Raw genomic sequence first — 14,999 nt, forward strand, 5'->3', positions numbered from 1 at the left:
CCGTTCCCGCTCCCCGGTTCCCCGGCTCCGCCATGATCGCCATCCTGCAAGTCGTCCTGCCCATTTTCGGCCTCATCCTGGCCGGCTACGTGGGCCGCCGCAGCCATTGCCTGGGGGAGGCGGCCTCCTTCGAGCTGAACCGCTTCGTCGTCTGGCTGGCCCTGCCCTCCCTGCTCTTCAAGGCCACCGCCACGGCCACCTGGGCCGAGCTGTGGCAGCCGGGCTTTGTCATTTCCGTCTGCGTCGGCTGCGTCGCGGTATTTGCCGTGACGGTGCTGCTGCGCCTGCGCCAGCTGCGCCACCTGGCCGACGCCAGCATCGACGGCCTGTCCGCCGCCTACGCCAACACCGGCTTCCTCGGCATTCCCCTGTGCGCCCTGGTGCTGGGGGACGAGGGCCTGGTGCCGGCCATCATCGCCACCCTGATTGTGGCCTGCGCCCTTTTCGCGGTGGGCATCGTGCTGGTGGAAATCAGCCTGCAGCAGGCTCCCTCGCCCTGGCGCATCGCCGCCCGGGTCGGCCTGGCCCTGGCCCGCAATCCCCTGGTAGTGGCGCCCCTGCTCGGCGCCGCCTGGGCCGGGGCCGGCCTGGCGCTGCCCCTGGCCCTGGACCGCTTCCTCACCCTGCTCGGCGGCGCCGCCACGCCCTGCGCCCTGGTTTCCCTCGGCGCCTTCCTGGCCCAGCCCCAGGCGGGGCAGCGTTCGGGCACCGCCGGCCTGGTCCTGGCCAAGCTGGTGCTGCAGCCCGCCATCACCGGGCTCCTGGCCTACCGGGTGTTCCAGCTGCCGCCCCTGTGGGCCCACGCCGCCCTGCTCCTCAGCGCCCTGCCCACGGGCACCGGCCCCTTCATGCTGGCCAGCTTCTATGGGCGGGAAGGGGGCATGGTGGCCCGGGTCATCCTGCTCACCACGGTGGGTTCCCTCGCCACCATTTCACTCTGCCTCTACCTGATCGCCCGTTAGGGCCGTCTCAGGCCTGCAGGCGCAGGCTGGCCCACAGGTGGGCCGCGGCCAGGGCCCGCCAGGGGCGGAAGGATTCGAGCCAGGCTTCCGTTTCCCGGGCCTCCACCGTCCGGCCCAGCAGCAGGCCCAGGGCCCGGCGCACGGCCACGTCGCCGTGGAGGGAGCCGTCGAGCCAGGCGAAGCCCCGCAGCAGGGTGTAATTGACGGTCCACGGACCGATGCCGCGGCGGGCCAGGAGGGCGGCCTGCAGGCCCGGCAGGTCCGCCGCCGGGCAGCTCAGGTCCAGTTCTCCCGCCGCCACGGCCCGGGCCAGGTCCAGCAGGGTCGCCGCCTTGCTGCGGGAGAAGCCGGCCTGGCGCAGGTCCGTTTCGTCGAGCCGGGCCAGGGCTGCCGCATCGGGGTAGCAGTAGAGGCCGGAGGAGTGGCGCAGGTCCGCCGCCAGGATCAGCTGGCGACGCAGGGAAACGGCGGCGGCGACGCTGATCTGCTGGCCGGTGACGGCCCAGGTGAGGGCCTCGAAAGGAGTCGCCGTCTGGGGCACCCGCAGGCCGGGCAGTTGGGCGATGACCGGCCCCAGCTGGGGATGGCGCCCATGGGCGGTGGCGAACTCGGCCACCGGCTGGGCCAGGCCCAGCAGATGGCTGACCAGGGCCTGCACGGCGGCAGCGGCGGGGCGGGGGCCGCCGTCCACCGCCAGGGTTGCCGTTACCCGGGCGCCGGGGCCTGCGGTTTCCGCTGCGGCTTTGCCTGCCCCTTCGCTTGTGGCGGCTGCCTTGGGTTGTCTCTTGCCGGTCATGCCAAGTGCCGCTTCCCCTGGGCTTTGCAGCACCAGGCTGAGGTAGGCGGGACGGCCCTGCCACAGCAGGCCCTTGTCGATGCACTGCGCCGTCACCCGCTCGGCCAGGGCCTGGCTGTCGCGGCGGTGGAAGGCCAGCAGGTCGTCGCCGCGGAAATCCGGCGGCAGTGCCAGGGTCAGGCTGGTCTTCATCGGCGGGCCCGGCGCAGGGTCAGGTTGAGGCGGCAGGGGCCAGTGAGGGCGTGGTTGCCGTCCTGCACCGGCTGCACGCCGTGGAAGCGCAGCCGGTCCGGCCCGCCCCACACCAGCACGTCGCCGTGCAGCAGGGGAATCTTCACCGTCTTGTCGTTGCGGCTGGCACCGCCGAGGAGGAATACCGCCGGCAGGCCCAGGGAAAGGGAGACGATGGGCTGGGAGAAGTCCTCCTCGTCCCGGTCCTGGTGCAGGGAGAGGCGGGTGCCGGGGGCGTAGCGGTTGATCAGGCAGGCATCGGGGACGAATCCGGGAAAGCCGGCGGCCGTGGCGGCCTCGTCGGCCAGTTGCAGCAGCAGGGGCGGCAGGGGCGGCCAGGGCTGGCCGCGCAAGGGGTCGAGGGGGACGTAACGGTAACCCCTGCGGTCCGAGATCCAGCCCAGGGGGCCGCAGTTGCTCATGCTCACGGCCATGGTCTGGCCGCCGGGGGTGACCATCTGGCGCCAGGGGGAGGCGGCGATGATGCCTTCCACCGCCGCGATCAGTGCCGGCGCCTGCTCCAGGGCGTAGCCGTGCAGCAGCACCGTGCCCGGTCCCAGCCGTTCGGCGTGGGGCGGCGGGGGCGGCAGGTCGGCAAAGAGGTCCAAAGTGTCGCTCATGGTGCTGCCTTGGTACCGGGTCTGGGCCGGGGTGGAGCCGCGCTGGCGGCGGGATTTTCCGCCTGCTGCCGCTCCCGCTGCTGCAGGGCGGCCTTGCGTTCCAGGCCCCAGCGGTAGCCGGCCAGGCTGCCGTCGCTGCGCACCACCCGGTGGCAGGGCACGGCCACGGCCAGGGGATTGGCGGCACAGGCGGCGGCCACGGCGCGCACGGCCTTGGGCAGGCCCAGGTCCCGGGCGATTTCGGTGTAGCTGCGGGTCTCCCCGGGGGGGATGGCCTGCAAGGCTTGCCAGACGCGGCGCTGAAAGGCGGTGCCCTGGAGATCGAGGGGCAGGGCCAGTCCCAGCCGGGGGGCCTCCACCAGGCCCACCACCTGGGCGACCCAGGCGGCGAAGTCAGCGCTGCCCGCTGCACCTGCCGTTTGCCCTTCCTCTTCCGGCCCGCTGCCGATCAGCCGGGCCTTGGGAAAACGGGCTTGCAGGTCCGCCACCAGGGCCAGGGGATCGTCCCCCAGCAGGATGGCGCACAGGCCCCGGGCGCTGCGGGCCGCCAGCAGGGCGCCGAGGGAGGTCTGGGCCACGGCGAAGCGGATTTCCTCGGCAGCGCCGCCCTGGCGGAAGCGCCCCGGCGTCATGCCCAGCACCCGTCTGGCCTCGCTGTAGAGGCGGCTGCTGGCGTTGTAGCCGGCGCCGTAGGCGGCCTCGGTCACTCCCTGGCCGGCGGCCAGGTTCTGGCGCAGGCGCTCGGCCCGCCGGGCCTTGGCATAGGCGCCGGGAGTGAGGCCGGTATGGGCCTGGAACAGGCGGTGCAGATGGTGGGGGCTGAGGCCGGCCCGGGCCGCCAGTTGGGCCAGGGTAGGGGGCGTCTCGGCGGCCTCGATGAAGCGGCACAGATCAGCCACCACGGCGGCCTGGCGCTGGGCCAGGGGCGCCTCCTCCGGCCGGCAGCGGCGGCAGGGACGGAAGCCGGCGGCGGCCGCGGCCTCCCCGTCGGCGAAGAACTGCACGTTCTCCGGCTTGGGGCGGCGGGAGGGGCAGCCGGGGCGACAGTAGATGCCGGTGCTGCGCACGGCGTAGACGAACCGGCCTTCCGCCGCCGGGTCCCGGGCGCAGAGGGCCGCCCAGCGCGGGTCGGCGGTTATTGCCGCGGCGCTGGCGACGGCGTCGGTGGCTGCATCGCCGGCCTGGGCGGCGGGCTGGCTGGGGGCGGATTGGGCGTGGGTAGCGTTTTTCATGGGGATGCTCCGGCAAGGCGACGGGGCCAGCTTAGGCGGCGGCCGGCCCGGGCGCACTCCGGTGCTTGCTTTCAAATTCCATGGTCCGGTTTTACCGCCGCCGTCGCCCGGGAGCAAGGGCCGTGAATTGATGCGCGTCAGGTCGCCCGGCGGCGTCCTTGGCTAGACTGGCGCTTTCCCGTTGCGATCACGAGCCATGAAGCCGAGCCGCCGTCACTTCCTCACTGCCACCGCCGCCCTGGGCGCCCTCGGCGCCATGCCCCTGGCGCGGGCCGCCGCCCCCGCAACCGTCCCGGGCAAGGGTGGCCGGGTGCTCATCGTCGGCGGCGGCTGGGGCGGCCTCGCCGCCGCCCGCCATCTGCGCCAGGAGGCGCCCCAGCTGGAAGTGGAACTGCTGGAACGGCTGCCCGCCTTCTGGTCCTGCCCCCGCAGCAACCACTGGCTGGTGGGTCAGGCGGATGGCGCCGCCCTGAGCTTCGACTACCGCCAGGTGGCCGGCCGCCTCGGCTACACCTTCCTCCAGGCCGAAGTCAGCGGCGTGGACCGGGACCGGCGCCAGGTGCTCACCAACCAGGGGCACCTGGAGTACGACTGGCTGATCCTCTCCCCCGGCATCCGCCACGACTATAGCGCCTGGTTCGGCGACGATGCCGCCGGCCGGGAGGCCGCGGCCCTGGCCCGCAGCCGCCATGCCCCGGCCTACACCGCCGGGCCCGAATTCGCCGCCCTCAAGACCCGGCTGGCCGCCTTCAAGGGCGGCGACCTGCTGATGACCGTGCCGCCCTATCCCTACCGCTGCCCGCCGGCCCCCTTCGAGCGGGCCGTGCTGCTGGCCCGGCTCTTCCAGCGGAACCAGATTCCCGCCCGCATCACCCTGCTCGATGCCAACCCGCCCAACCCGGGCTACGCCAAGGTCTTCAACGAATACTTCAAGGACCACATCCACTACGTGCCCCACGCCCTGGTGCGCCGGGTGGACCTGGGCGCCCGCCGCATCGTCACCGCCGCCGGCGAATTCGGCTGGGACGAGGCCATCCTCATGCCGCCCCAGCAGGCCGGCGACATCGCCTGGCAGGCCGGGCTGGTGGGACCGGACGACGACGGCAAGAGTGGTGACAAAACCAACGGCTGGGCCCAGGTGCGCGGCCCCAGCCTGCAGAGCCGGGCCGACGAGCGCATCTTCGTCATCGGCGACGCCGTGGGCGCCGTCTCGCCCCTCTTCGGCCACTACCCCAAGAGCGGCCACGTGGCCAACCGCATGGGCCGCATCGTCGCCAAAGAGATCGCCGCCCGGGCCGCCGGCAAAACGGCAGAACCGACCCTGCCGGACAACCTCTGCTACGTCACGGTGAACCCGGATCCCCTGGATGTGCTGCTAATGGACACCCAGTACAAGTTCCGCAGCGACGGTGTCATCGTCCAGACCCTGCGCCAGTACCGGGACCCGGACCTGGCGGCGGACGAACTGGCCTGGCATGGGGCGCTGATGGGGGAGATGCAGGGGGAATAACTTAAGGTTTCTAAAGCCCAATTTACCTTCTATGCTACTTGTGTATATTATGACAATGATCTGTAGGTGTTCGATAAGGTGAATTTTTCTACGAACCTTTTTAAGGTATTTAACTTTATTTCTTATTGTCGTGAGTGTTTTCTATGGTAAAAATTGGAGTTTTCATAGTAATAATTGGTGTGTTACTCGGTATCTATGGGTATGGAATGGAAACGACTGTAACCACGGATGAGTCGGTTATTGGAGTCGGCCCAGACGCAATTAGAATTCCAAGTAAAAAAATTCATAATATTGGCTTGTTAGAGAAGCGTAAAGAGTGTTTGATGTTCTCTGGTGGGCTAGTTTTGATAGGAATAATTCTTTATGTGGCAGGGGTTTCTCAGCAATCTAAGTTAGAAGAGAACCGGTCACGGCGAGCCTGCCCAAAATGTGGTGAGTTGATTAAAAACGAGGCCGTTAAATGCCGCTTCTGTAGCTATGATATAGAGCCAGTTGATGTTGTATTGAAACAAGAAAAAGAAGCTGTTTTTGTGGAAAAAAAAGGTGGTTATCTAAATCAATTAATTTTACCGATGGTTGTAATTGGTATTGTGGGGATTGCTATTTTCTATAATATTTACTCAAAGAAAAAAGATGAGGATGAATCTAAAGCTCGGTTTCAGGCTTCTTTAGCTTCATTGGATGCAACTGCCGCTGTTCGTCGTGCTGAAATTCTGATGGGAAGGTCTCAGCCAGTTAAAGACTGTTCAGATTTTCTAAATCTTCCAGAAATTTCAAATCCTGATGGTATTCGAATTATTTCTCAGCCAGTTTCTAAAGCTGGAGAGACTAAATGTTTAGTAATCGGTATCAATGGTGAGCGTGGGTTCTTTACGGCACGAGAGTACGGTTTGTAAACATTATCTGTATATAAAATGCTCCCGCTAGAATTATTAAGTGGATTTATTAGCGATCAAGATGATTCAGACGGCGCCCACGACCTCAACCACCTGCACCGGGTCTGGCAGACCGCCCAGACCCTGTTGCGGGATCATCCCGACGCCGATGCCTTGGTGGTGATGGCGGCCTGCTACCTGCACGATCTGGTGAATCTGCCGAAGAATCACCCGGACCGGGCCCGGGCTTCGACCCTGGCGGCGGAGTTGGCGGTGGCAAAACTTAGGGAGGCGGATTTTCCGGATGAGAAGCTAGCGGCCGTGGCTCACGCCATCGAGGCCCACAGTTTTTCGGCAGGCATTGCGCCGACCACTATCGAAGCGAAGATCGTCCAGGATGCGGACCGGCTGGATGCCCTGGGGGCGGTGGGGCTGGCCCGGCTGTTCTATACGGCGGGGCGCCTGGGGTCGGCCCTGGCCCATGCGGGCGACCCGCTGGGTACGGCGCGGGCACTGGATGACAGGGCCTACGCCCTGGACCATATCGAGGTGAAGCTGGCGACCCTGCCGGCCACCATGCAGACGGCGGCGGGGCACCGTCTGGGGGAGGAACGGTTGCAATGGCTGCGGCAGTTCCAGGCGACTTTCGTCGCCGAGTGGGGTGCTGGTTCAGATTCCTGAAAGCAGCATGGCCTGGGAGGCAGGAAGGGCGCCATTCCCAGGCATGGTCATGGCGGAAAGTGGCGTCCTGCCTGCCTGAGCTGGCAGGGGCCTAAATACCGTTACTGCAACCCGAGGGGCTTAGACCGCCCGGATGATCCCCAGCAAATCGTCGCCGTAGCGTTCCAGCTTGGCTGTGCCCATGCCGGAGATGTTCATCAGCTGGTCCCGGGTGGTGGGCCGTTCTTCCGCCAGTTCCTTGAGGGTCTTGTCGTGCAGGATGACGTAGGCCGGCACGCCCTGTTCCTTGGCGGCGGCGGCGCGCCACTGGCGCAGGTCCTCGAAGAGGGACTGGTCTTCCAGGGTCATGTCGTCCAGCTTGGTCGGCGCCCGCTCGCTGCGGCTCTTGCCGCCGCCACTGCTCTTGCGTGCGACATGACGGCGCATCTGCAGGGTCTGTTCGCCCTTCAAGACCGGGCGGGCTTCGTCGGTGAGCTTCATGGCGCCGTGTTCGGCCAGGTCTGCGGTGAGCATGCCGCCGGCCACCAGCTGGCGGAAGACGGCGCGCCAGGCCCCGTCGTCCAGGTCGCTGCCGACGCCGAAGGTGGGCAGGGCATCGTGGCCCCATTGCCTGACCTTGTCGCTGACCTTGCCCCGCAGCACGTCGATGAGGTGCACCACGCCGAAGCGCTGGCCGGTGCGATAGACCACGGAGAGGGCCTTCTGGGCGGCCACGGTGCCGTCCCACAGTTCCGGCGGGGTGATGCAGACGTCGCAGTTGTTGCAGGGCTGGCTTGCCTCGCCGAAGTAATCGAGCAGCACCACCCGGCGGCAGCGGGGGGATTCGGCGTAGGCCAGCAGGGCGTTGAGCTTCTGGGCCTCCAGGCGCTTCTGTTCTTCCGGGGCGGTGGAGTCGTCGATGCGGGATCGCTGCAGCACCACGTCCTGCAGGCCGTAGGCCATCCAGGCTTCGGCGGGTTCGCCGTCCCGGCCGGCCCGGCCCGTTTCCTGGTAGTAGGCTTCCAGGCTCTTGGGCAAATCCAGGTGGGCGACGAACCGCACGTCGGGCTTGTCGATACCCATGCCGAAGGCGATGGTGGCCACCATGGTGATGCCTTCTTCCCGCAGGAAGGTGCGCTGGTTGTCGGCCCGCACCTCGGCCGGCAGGCCGGCGTGGTAGGGCAGGGCGGGGATGCCCTGGCTGGTGAGCCAGGCGGCGGTCTCTTCCACCTTCTTGCGCGACAGGCAGTAGACGATGCCGGCCTCGCCCTTGTGGCCGGCGAGGAAGCCGAGCAGCTGCTTCCTGGGATTGTCCTTCTCGACGATGAGGTAGCGGATGTTGGGGCGGTCGAAGCTGGCGACGAACACTCTGGCTTCGGTCAGCCCCAGGCGTACCCGCATTTCCTCCCGGGTGGCGGTGTCGGCCGTGGCGGTGAGGGCGATGCGGGGCACGTCCGGGTAGCGGTTGTGCAGGGCCGAGAGCTGCAGGTATTCGGGGCGGAAGTCGTGGCCCCATTGGGAGACGCAGTGGGCCTCGTCGATGGCGAAGAGGGCCAGGCGCTGGTCCTCCTCCAGCTTGTCCAGCAGGGACAGGCAGCGGTCGGTGAGCAGGCGTTCCGGGGCGACGTAGAGCAGGTCCAGGTCGCCGCTGAGGACGCGCCGTTCGACTTCCTGCACCTGTTGCCAGTCCAGGGTGGAATTGAGGTAGGCGGCCTTGACGCCCAACTGGGTGAGGGCGTCCACCTGGTCCTGCATCAGGGCGATCAGCGGCGAGATGACCAGGCCGCAGCCGTGGCGCAGCAGGGCGGGAATCTGGTAGCAGAGGGACTTGCCGCCGCCGGTGGGCATCAGCACCAGGGCGTCGCCGCCGTCGGCCACGTGGCCGACGATGTCGCCCTGGCTGCCGCGGAAGGCGGTGTAGCCGAACACCCGGTGCAGGATTTCCAGGGCGGCGGTTTGGGTGTTGGTTTCCATGGGCCGCGATTATCTCACGGCCCATGGGGGGAACCGGCATCAGCAGGTGCCTGGCGTCGTTGTGTCGCCTTGCCGTACTCCGTGTACTGCCTGCGGCGGCACGCCTAGCCAGGCCCCTCCTGCTACCGGTTCCCGGCCGTGGCTTGCTCCGGCCGCAGCAGGGAGGCGACGATGGAGACCGCCAGGATGCCGGCCACGGCGCCCAGGGAGACGAACACCGGGATGTGGAACCACTTGACGATCAGCATCTTCACGCCGATGAAGCAGAGCACCGCGGCCAGACCGTACTTGAGCAGGTGGAAGCGGGAGGCCATGTCCGCCAGCAGGAAGTACAGGGCCCGCAGGCCGAGGATGGCGAAGATGTTGGAGGTCATGACGATGAAGGGGTCCGTGGTCACGGCGAAGATGGCCGGAATGGAATCCACGGCGAAGATCACGTCGGTGACCCCGATCAGCACCACCACCACGAACAGGGGCGTGAACCAGCGCACCCCGTCCTTCCACACCGACAGCCGGTCGCCATCGTACTGGGGCAGGATCTTCAGGTGGCCGCGCATCCACTTGAGCACCGGATTCTGTTCGATGTCCGGCTCATGCTCGCCGGGCAGGGCCATCTTGATGCCGGTGACGAGCAGGAAGGCGCCGAAGACGTAGAGGATCCAGCTGAACTGGGAAATCAGCCAGGCGCCGATGAGGATCATGACGGCCCGCAGCACCACGGCCAGGATGACGCCGACGATGAGGGCCTTCTTCTGCTGCTCCGCCGGTACCACGAAGGCGGTGAAGATCATCAGGAAGACGAAGATGTTGTCCACCGACAGGGATTTCTCGATCAGGTAGCCGGTGAGGAACTCGGTGGCCTTCAGGTTGGCCACTTCCCGGCCCACGCTGTGGTCCAGCCAGCCCCACAGGATGGCGCAGAAAATGAGGGCCAGGCTTACCCACAGGGCCGACCAGGCCAGGGCCTGGCGGGCGGTAACGGCCCGGCCTCCCTTCTTTTCCAGGGCCACCAGGTCCACCACGATGGCGACGACGACGAAGACGGCAAAGCCGACCCACCACCACAGGTTGCCGATGCTTTCAGCCATGGCGCCTCCTTACCAGTTCTGCCGGCGGTCGCCGGCCGGGTCGATGCGGCGCCATTCCCCGTTCAGGGTGACGGGCTGGCGGGGAGCGCTGGAGGCCCGGGCGTAGGCCGGCGCGAAGGCCGGTTCCGCTTCTGCCTGGGCGCGGCGCACGGCGTCGGCCTGGCGCGCCAGGCGGCGGACAATGGCTGAGAAGAGGGCCTTGAAAATGGGGAGGATGACGAAGCGGCCGATGCCGGCCAGGAGAGCCAGACGGAGCTTGAAGAAGAGGAGCGAGAGCAGCTTTTTCATGACGGTTCCTTTTGCATAAGATCGAGATTAACCGATCCTCGCCGCCCGTAAACGCAAAAAACCTTTGCCGTTGGCGGCAAAGGTCTCGCTTGGGTTGCGTCGGCGCTCTGGATGTTGCGCCTCTGGAACCACCCACCGGGCCGGGGAACTTTCATTCCCGTACTGACGACTTCCGGCGGTTCAGCTACTCCCCTTCGTGGGATCGCGGAGTTGAATTTACGGGGGATGGGCGCTTTGGTCAACCCCGAGGGGCTTGTGGTTATTACGCAGGCCGCCCCGTGGCGGATCAGGCCAGGGGACGTTGCAGGCTTTCCCGCTGCAGGGTCTCGCCGTCCCACACCAGGCAGTCGCCCCAGGCCCGGCTGGCGTCCTGGCGCCAGTCGGCGAGGACCCAGCGCTCGCAATGGATGCCGTCCACGATGTGGTCGTGGCGGTCCGGGCGGTGGGTGTGGCCGTGGATCAGGGTGGCGTAGCCGTTGTCGCGCAGGAAGTCTTCCACCGTGGCGGCGTTGACGTCCATCAGGTAGTCGGCGCCGTCCCGCTTTTCCGCCTTGATGGCTTCGGAGCGCTGGCGCAGGGCGGCGGCGATGGCCTTGCGTTCCGCCAGGGGCTTGGCCAGGAATTCGCCCTGCCAGGCCGCGCCGCGCACCTGGGCGCGGAAGTCCTGGTAGTCCCTGTCGTCGGTGCACAGGATGTCGCCGTGGCTGAGGACGAACTGCCAGGTGACCACGGACAGCACATAGGGGTCGGGCAGCAGGCGCAGGCCGGCGGCGGTGGCGAAGTCCTGACCCAGGAGGAAGTCCCGGTTGCCGTGCAGCAGATTGAGTTCGATGCCCTGGTCGGCGGCCTGGCGCAGGGCGGCGATGATGCGGGCGTTGTAGGGATCGGTGCAGTCGTCGTCGCCGACCCAGTGGTCGAAGAAGTCGCCGAGGATGTAGAGGCTGCTGGCCTGGCGGCCGGGCAGGGAGGCCAGGAAGTCGAGGAAGAGGGCGGTGATGCCCGGGACTGCCGGCGAGAGGTGAAGGTCGGAGATGAAGTAGAGCATGGGGCGCGAGGGTGTGATGATGGCTCGCGCCCCGGTATGGCGGGCTGCTTAGACGACTTCAGCGCGTTCGATGATCACGTCTTCCACCGGCACGTCCTGGTGGAAGCCGCTGCGGCCGGTCTTGACGCCCTTGATCTGATCCACAACCTCGGTGCCTTCGACCACCTTGCCGAAGACGCAGTAGCCCCAGCCGCTGGCGGAGGGGGAGGTGTGGTTGAGGAAGTCGTTGTTCTTGACGTTGATGAAGAACTGGGCCGTGGCGGAATGGGGATCGTTGGTGCGGGCCATGGCGATGGTGTAGACGTCGTTCTTCAGGCCGTTGTCGGCCTCATTCTTGATCGGGGCCTGGGTGTCCTTCTGCTTCATGCCGGGCTCGAAGCCGCCGCCCTGGATCATGAAGCCGTTGATGACCCGGTGGAAGATGGTGTTGTCGTAGTGGCCGGCTTCCACGTAGGAAATGAAGTTCTTCACGGTTTCCGGGGCCTTTTCGGCATCCAGTTCCAGGCCGATGACGCCGAAGTTGGTGTGCAGTTTGATCATGAGCTTGCCTTTCGATGCTGGGTGGGCGCCGCCGCTGGCGACGCCCGAATTGCCCCTCGCCCTCGCAACGAGGGGCCGGGGGTGAGGGCGGCGGGACGGGCCCGCCGGGTTTATTTCTTTTCCGGGAGCAGCTTGACGGACTGGATCACCACCGGGGAGGCGGGGACGTTCTGGTGTCCGCCCTGGTTGCCGGTGCGCACCTGGCCGATTTTCTTCACCACGTCGATGCCTTCGCGCACCTTGCCGAAGACGGTGTAGCCCCAGCCGTCGAAGGAGGGGTAGTCCAGGTTGCGGTTGTCCACCAGGTTGATGAAGAACTGGGCCGTGGCGGAGTGGGGATTGTTGGTGCGGGCCATGGCGATGGTGCCGATGTCGTTCTTCAGGCCGTTCTTGGCCTCGTTCTCGATGGGCGGCCGGGTGGCCTTCTGGGTCATGTCCGGGGTGAAGCCGCCACCCTGGATCATGAAGCCGTCGATGACCCGGTGGAAGATGGTGCCGTCGTAGAAGCCGTCCTTGGTGTATTGCAGGAAGTTGTCCACGGTCTTGGGCGCCTTGTCCGCATACAGCTCGAGGACGATGCGCCCCTGGTTGGTCTGGATTTCCACCTGGGGATTGGCGGCCAGGGCCAGGGGGGCGACCAGGGCCAGCAGCAGGCCGGCGGCGGCGCGGTGCAAGGATTTGAACATCATGCGGCTCCTTCGTAGATGATTTTCCAGGTGCCGTTTTCCCGCACCCAGTATTGGCGTTTCTTCATCTGGTTGTTGAGGTTGTTGCTGCGGTAGTCCTGTTCGAAGGTGACCACCACGTAGTCTTCCTTGTCCGGGGCGCGGAACATGGACATGCCGGTCAGCTTGACCTTGATCCATTCCTTGCTGGCGTTGACCTGGCGCTTCTGCTGGGCGAAATCCGCCAGGTTCTGCTGGCCGTTCTTGAAGCTGGCGGAGTAGTGGGAGAGGAACTTGTCCACATCCTTGCTCTCCCAGTCGGTCCGCCAGGCGTCGATCTTCTTGTTCAGTTCGTTCCGTTCCTTGTTCCAGTCGTCCAGGGACAGCCATTCCACGGAATTGCTGATGATCACCGGGGTCAGGCCCACCTGCAGGTTCTTGGCCAGGGCATCCAGGTCCGGATTGGCCAGCACGACGCAGCCGTCGGAGGCCCGGGGCGGGCGGGAGAAGGTGTCCGAGGGGGTGCCGTGCAGCCAGATGCCGTGGCCGTTGCGGCCCTGCTGCTTGTCCCACTCGTTGGGGTAGTTGATGGGGAAGGCGCCGCTGCCGTAGAGGTCGGCCAGCTTCTCCCGGGGCAGGCTGGAGGTGACGTGGTAGACGCCGATGGGGGTCTTCTTGTCGCCTTCGCGGAATTTCTCGGCGCCCAGCTTGCCCTGGGTGATGTAGTAGTCGGCGACGAAGCGGGGGCGGCCGGCCTTCAGGTCGTTCTCGTAGAGGTAGAGCCGGGACTTCTGGGTGTCCACCACCACCGCGTATTTCTGCTCCGGCACCATCTGCATCAGGTAGCGGGGCACCGCGTCGGCCTGGGGCTTGTCCTTGTAGCCGCGCAGACGCACCATGGCCTCGGCCCGCAGGTCCGCCAGCTTGTCCTGGGGGGCGCCGGGGGCGTTGCCGAAGGTTTCCAGGGGCCGGGTACGGGCCAGCAGCAGGTCGCCCTTGATCAGGTGGCCCAGGCGGAACTTGGGAAAGCGCTCCAGCAGGGTGTCGGTGAGGACCAGGGCCTTGTCCAGCCGGTTGCGTTCGATCTCGTCGAAAATGCGCGCCAGCATGGGCTCCGGGCCTTGCAGGCCGGCGCCGGAATCGGAATAGGTGGCGCCGTCGGCCGGCAGGGAAAGGTCGGCCTCGCTGCTGCCGTTGCCGTGCTTGTAGCGCCACAGGGCATTGGCCTTCCAGGCGGCGCCGGCGGCAACCAAAACGATCAGGGCAACTACGGTGCGGCGGAAGCGCCGGCCGGAGTTGCCCCGGGTGTACATCAAGGACATCAGCTACCTACTTTTTCCTGCTGGATCAGCCATTTGCCACCGCTACGCTGCAGCACGAGGGTCTTGGCGGCGGAGGATTTGAGCGTGGCGGAGGTGTAATTCTGCTTGAAGCGCACCGTGGCCTTGTCGCCGTTCTGGCTGACCTTGATGTCCTCGACCGATACCTGCAGCTTGCCGGGCTTGTCGATACGGCTGGCCCGTTCCTTCTCCCAGGCCTTGCGGTTGCCGCCGGGGGCCTGGAAATCGGGGGCGTAGAAGGAGAGATAGCCCTTCACGTCCTTGCGCGACCAAGCAGCTGCCCAGTTCTGCACGGCCTTGGTAACGGCGCCTTCGTCGGCGGCTTCGGCCTTGGCGGCTGCAGGAGCGGGCTTTTCGGCCTTGGCCGGTTCGGCGGCGGGCTTTTCCTTCTCCGGCTTGTCCAGCACGGTGACCTTGGCCGGCGTGCCCTTGGCCGCTTCCGGTGCCTTGGCCGCAGCAGCGGCCGGGACGGGGGCGGGAGCCGGGGTCGGCGCCGGGGCGGCAGCAGGCGCCGGGGCAGGGGCTGGCGTCGGAGCGGCAGCAGGCGCGGCGGCAGCGGGTACCTTGCCGCCGGGAGCCCGGGAAGAGCCGATCATTTCGCGGATCAGGGACAGCTTGGACTGGGCGTGGGCATTGGAGGAGTCCAGTTGCAGCGCCTTGTCGTAGGCCTGGCTGGCCAGCTTGGCATAGACGTCGCCCAGGTTCTCGTGGGCCACGGCGTAGGAAGGATGGGTGCGGATGGCCATTTCCAGGGCGGTGCGGGCCTTGTCGTACTGCTTCTGCTGGGCGTAGAGCACGGCCAGGTTGTTGTAGGGCTCCGGCAGTTCCGGGAAATCCTCGGTGAGCTTGGTGAAGACCGCGATGGCCTCATTGTTGCGATTCAGCTCGGTGAGGATGATGCCGCGCAGGAAGCGTCCCTGGGCGTCCTTGGGACGGGTGGCGATGTAGGCATCCACTTTTTCCAGGGCCTGGGCGTTCTGTCCCTGTCTGACCATCTTCTGGATATCGGTGATGGCAACGTCGGCCGCCAGGGAAATGTTGGCGGAACCGAGCCCGATCAGGGCGCCGATCAGCAGGGCCGGAAGCAGCCGGGAACGGCTGGAATGGCGCGGCAGGCGGGCAGCTGGCGAAAAGTGGGAACCCATCGTTGTGTTATACTCTCTCGGACGATTT

15 protein-coding genes are annotated in these 14,999 nt (G+C 66.6%); 4 read left to right on the forward strand and 11 right to left on the reverse strand.

Features of this window, described 5'->3' with window-relative positions:
- The first annotated feature begins 32 nt into the window (after positions 1-32).
- Positions 33-962 (forward strand): AEC family transporter, encoded by a 930-nt coding sequence (locus AZSP09_RS01250; protein ID WP_014238114.1) that lies wholly within the window; start codon positions 33-35, stop codon positions 960-962.
- Positions 963-969: 7 nt separating this feature from the next.
- On the opposite strand, the gene AZSP09_RS01255 is transcribed toward AZSP09_RS01250, so the two are convergent.
- From AZSP09_RS01255 to ada, 3 genes are read right to left on the reverse strand one after another with little or no spacing between them, the layout of a single operon-like run.
- Entirely contained in the window at positions 970-1,950 is a 981-nt protein-coding gene (locus tag AZSP09_RS01255) for a DNA-3-methyladenine glycosylase 2 (RefSeq protein ID WP_152088930.1), read from the reverse strand.
- The gene (alkB, locus tag AZSP09_RS01260) at positions 1,947-2,609 is read right to left on the reverse strand and encodes a DNA oxidative demethylase AlkB (protein ID WP_152088931.1); all 663 of its coding nucleotides are present in this window, start codon (positions 2,607-2,609) and stop codon (positions 1,947-1,949) included. Before alkB ends, AZSP09_RS01255 begins: the two co-directional genes overlap by 4 nt.
- Positions 2,606-3,841 carry a bifunctional DNA-binding transcriptional regulator/O6-methylguanine-DNA methyltransferase Ada gene (gene ada / locus AZSP09_RS01265; RefSeq protein WP_197739038.1) on the reverse strand — a complete coding sequence of 412 codons (1,236 nt, stop codon included), beginning with the start codon at positions 3,839-3,841 and terminating at the stop codon, positions 2,606-2,608. The genes alkB and ada overlap by 4 nt, the downstream gene beginning before the upstream one ends.
- A 196-nt stretch (positions 3,842-4,037) precedes the next feature.
- Between ada and AZSP09_RS01270 the strand changes: the two genes are divergently transcribed.
- From AZSP09_RS01270 to AZSP09_RS01280, 3 genes are all read left to right on the forward strand, one after another.
- The gene (locus AZSP09_RS01270) at positions 4,038-5,351 is read left to right on the forward strand and encodes an FAD-dependent oxidoreductase (protein WP_152088932.1); all 1,314 of its coding nucleotides are present in this window, start codon (positions 4,038-4,040) and stop codon (positions 5,349-5,351) included.
- Positions 5,352-5,557: 206 nt separating this feature from the next.
- Positions 5,558-6,247 (forward strand): hypothetical protein, encoded by a 690-nt coding sequence (locus AZSP09_RS01275; RefSeq protein WP_152088933.1) that lies wholly within the window; start codon positions 5,558-5,560, stop codon positions 6,245-6,247.
- 18 nt (positions 6,248-6,265) lie between these two features.
- Positions 6,266-6,907 (forward strand): HD domain-containing protein, encoded by a 642-nt coding sequence (locus AZSP09_RS01280; protein ID WP_152088934.1) that lies wholly within the window; start codon positions 6,266-6,268, stop codon positions 6,905-6,907.
- Between the two features lie 120 nt (positions 6,908-7,027).
- Here AZSP09_RS01280 and recQ read toward each other — a convergent pair whose 3' ends face one another.
- The 8 genes from recQ to AZSP09_RS01320 form a co-directional block, all read right to left on the reverse strand.
- Positions 7,028-8,860 (reverse strand): DNA helicase RecQ, encoded by a 1,833-nt coding sequence (recQ, locus tag AZSP09_RS01285; RefSeq protein ID WP_152088935.1) that lies wholly within the window; start codon positions 8,858-8,860, stop codon positions 7,028-7,030.
- A gap of 122 nt (positions 8,861-8,982) precedes the next feature.
- Positions 8,983-9,948, reverse strand: a complete 966-nt coding sequence (locus tag AZSP09_RS01290) for a TerC family protein (RefSeq protein ID WP_014238105.1) — start codon at positions 9,946-9,948, stop codon at positions 8,983-8,985.
- Between the two features lie 9 nt (positions 9,949-9,957).
- Positions 9,958-10,236 (reverse strand): hypothetical protein, encoded by a 279-nt coding sequence (locus AZSP09_RS01295; protein WP_152088936.1) that lies wholly within the window; start codon positions 10,234-10,236, stop codon positions 9,958-9,960.
- Between the two features lie 286 nt (positions 10,237-10,522).
- Positions 10,523-11,281: a UDP-2,3-diacylglucosamine diphosphatase gene (locus AZSP09_RS01300; RefSeq protein ID WP_152088937.1), complete on the reverse strand. Its 759-nt coding sequence runs from the start codon at positions 11,279-11,281 to the stop codon at positions 10,523-10,525.
- Positions 11,282-11,329: 48 nt separating this feature from the next.
- On the reverse strand, positions 11,330-11,821 hold the full coding sequence (locus AZSP09_RS01305; protein WP_014238102.1) for a peptidylprolyl isomerase: 492 nt from the start codon (positions 11,819-11,821) through the stop codon (positions 11,330-11,332).
- 110 nt (positions 11,822-11,931) lie between these two features.
- Positions 11,932-12,507, reverse strand: coding sequence for a peptidylprolyl isomerase (locus AZSP09_RS01310; RefSeq protein WP_152090809.1), 576 nt, complete (start codon positions 12,505-12,507; stop codon positions 11,932-11,934).
- Positions 12,507-13,808: a L,D-transpeptidase family protein gene (locus AZSP09_RS01315; RefSeq protein ID WP_130458777.1), complete on the reverse strand. Its 1,302-nt coding sequence runs from the start codon at positions 13,806-13,808 to the stop codon at positions 12,507-12,509. Before AZSP09_RS01315 ends, AZSP09_RS01310 begins: the two co-directional genes overlap by 1 nt.
- Positions 13,808-14,971, reverse strand: coding sequence for a nuclear transport factor 2 family protein (locus tag AZSP09_RS01320; RefSeq protein ID WP_014238099.1), 1,164 nt, complete (start codon positions 14,969-14,971; stop codon positions 13,808-13,810). Before AZSP09_RS01320 ends, AZSP09_RS01315 begins: the two co-directional genes overlap by 1 nt.
- Positions 14,972-14,999: the final 28 nt, after the last annotated feature.

Origin of the sequence: Azospira sp. I09, from assembly GCF_009177135.1 — a bacterium.
Lineage (GTDB): Bacteria > Pseudomonadota > Gammaproteobacteria > Burkholderiales > Rhodocyclaceae > Azospira > Azospira oryzae.

What these genes read in the sequence shown, in the direction of transcription:
- AZSP09_RS01250 (WP_014238114.1), top strand. Translation starts at nt 33, where the DNA reads ATGATCGCCATCCTGCAAGTCGTCCTGCCCATTTTCGGCCTCATCCTG.
- AZSP09_RS01255 (WP_152088930.1), bottom strand. Translation starts at nt 1,950, where the DNA reads ATGAAGACCAGCCTGACCCTGGCACTGCCGCCGGATTTCCGCGGCGAC.
- alkB (WP_152088931.1), bottom strand. Translation starts at nt 2,609, where the DNA reads ATGAGCGACACTTTGGACCTCTTTGCCGACCTGCCGCCCCCGCCGCCC.
- ada (WP_197739038.1), bottom strand. Translation starts at nt 3,841, where the DNA reads ATGAAAAACGCTACCCACGCCCAATCCGCCCCCAGCCAGCCCGCCGCC.
- AZSP09_RS01270 (WP_152088932.1), top strand. Translation starts at nt 4,038, where the DNA reads ATGAAGCCGAGCCGCCGTCACTTCCTCACTGCCACCGCCGCCCTGGGC.
- AZSP09_RS01275 (WP_152088933.1), top strand. Translation starts at nt 5,558, where the DNA reads ATGGAAACGACTGTAACCACGGATGAGTCGGTTATTGGAGTCGGCCCA.
- AZSP09_RS01280 (WP_152088934.1), top strand. Translation starts at nt 6,266, where the DNA reads ATGCTCCCGCTAGAATTATTAAGTGGATTTATTAGCGATCAAGATGAT.
- recQ (WP_152088935.1), bottom strand. Translation starts at nt 8,860, where the DNA reads ATGGAAACCAACACCCAAACCGCCGCCCTGGAAATCCTGCACCGGGTG.
- AZSP09_RS01290 (WP_014238105.1), bottom strand. Translation starts at nt 9,948, where the DNA reads ATGGCTGAAAGCATCGGCAACCTGTGGTGGTGGGTCGGCTTTGCCGTC.
- AZSP09_RS01295 (WP_152088936.1), bottom strand. Translation starts at nt 10,236, where the DNA reads ATGAAAAAGCTGCTCTCGCTCCTCTTCTTCAAGCTCCGTCTGGCTCTC.
- AZSP09_RS01300 (WP_152088937.1), bottom strand. Translation starts at nt 11,281, where the DNA reads ATGCTCTACTTCATCTCCGACCTTCACCTCTCGCCGGCAGTCCCGGGC.
- AZSP09_RS01305 (WP_014238102.1), bottom strand. Translation starts at nt 11,821, where the DNA reads ATGATCAAACTGCACACCAACTTCGGCGTCATCGGCCTGGAACTGGAT.
- AZSP09_RS01310 (WP_152090809.1), bottom strand. Translation starts at nt 12,507, where the DNA reads ATGTTCAAATCCTTGCACCGCGCCGCCGCCGGCCTGCTGCTGGCCCTG.
- AZSP09_RS01315 (WP_130458777.1), bottom strand. Translation starts at nt 13,808, where the DNA reads ATGTCCTTGATGTACACCCGGGGCAACTCCGGCCGGCGCTTCCGCCGC.
- AZSP09_RS01320 (WP_014238099.1), bottom strand. Translation starts at nt 14,971, where the DNA reads ATGGGTTCCCACTTTTCGCCAGCTGCCCGCCTGCCGCGCCATTCCAGC.